This window comes from Mesorhizobium norvegicum (assembly GCF_004919685.1).
Classification (GTDB): Bacteria; Pseudomonadota; Alphaproteobacteria; order Rhizobiales; family Rhizobiaceae; genus Mesorhizobium; species Mesorhizobium norvegicum.
Window position 1 is genome coordinate 1 of sequence record NZ_SMYZ01000211.1, and the last position, 1,079, is coordinate 1,079.

Genomic DNA, 1,079 nt, shown 5'->3' on the forward strand with positions numbered 1-1,079 from the left:
CAACCTGTTGAGGCTCCACACCTAGGGCAGAGCCTGAAGGTTCTCGCCGACCATGCTCCAGGGGCGCGGCTCATCGAAGGTTTTTCCAAACAGTGCGACCAGGAGCGCGAGACGCTTGAAGAGGTCACAGGCTGGCTGGGCAAGATCAAAATGCCCGGCTGAGCCGCAACTCGAACGCCCAGGCTGCCGTGGGCAGCGAAGCGGAAAATCAGAAAGGACATCATCATGACCGAGAACATCAAGGGCAAGGTCGTCGTCATCACCGGCGCCAGCAGCGGGCTGGGCGAAGCCGCCGCGCGGCTTCTGGCGAAAGAGGGCGCCAGGCTGGTGCTGGGCGCGCGGCGCCTCGACAGGCTGCAGGCGCTCGCCGGCGAGTTGTCGCTTGGCAAGGGCGCCATCCTGGCGACCGACGTCACCGATGTCGGCCAGGTCCGGCGTCTTGTCGATCATGCGGTCAAGATGCATGGCCGCGTCGACGTGATCATCAACAATGCCGGCCTGATGCCGCACTCGCCGCTGGAACGCGGCAAGGTCGAGGACTGGGACCGCATGATCGACGTTAACATCAAGGGCGTGCTCTACGGCATTGCCGCAGCACTTCCGCACATGAAGACGCAGAAGAGCGGCCACATCATCAACGTGTCGTCGGTCGCCGGCCACAAGGTCGGGCCGGGCGGGGCGGTTTATGCCGCCACCAAGCACGCGGTGCGTGTCATCTCGGAGGGCCTGCGGCAAGAAGTAAAACCATACAACATCCGCACCACCGTCATCTCGCCGGGTGCCGTGGCGACGGAGCTGCCCAACAGCGTCACCGAGGCCGATGTCGCCGTGGGTGTGCGGGCACTCTATGACCGGGTAGCCATCCCTGCCGATTCCTTCGCCAGGACGGTGGTGTTTGCGATGAGCCAGCCCGACGAGGTCGACATCAACGAGATTTTGTTCCGGCCGACGGCGCAGGAGTATTGAAAGCAGGGCAATCGCTTCAGATTTTCGAATTTGCCCTATCTCCCTTTCTGAACGTCAGCGCTGCCCCTCACCTGCCTGCCGGCATCCTCTCCCCGTATAGTGACGGGGAGAGG

The 1,079-nt window shown here is 63.3% G+C and carries 1 protein-coding gene; it reads left to right on the top strand.

Annotation, left to right across the window (positions count from 1 at the left end; translation table 11 throughout):
• Nucleotides 1-225: 225 nt before the first annotated feature.
• The gene (locus tag FCU66_RS40785; protein ID WP_136622658.1) at nucleotides 226-966 is read left to right on the top strand and encodes an SDR family oxidoreductase; all 741 of its coding nucleotides are present in this window, start codon (nucleotides 226-228) and stop codon (nucleotides 964-966) included.
• The last annotated feature ends 113 nt before the right edge of the window (nucleotides 967-1,079 follow it).

Coding starts and splice junctions, on each gene's coding strand:
- FCU66_RS40785 (WP_136622658.1), top strand. CDS start 226: ATGACCGAGAACATCAAGGGCAAGGTCGTCGTCATCACCGGCGCCAGC.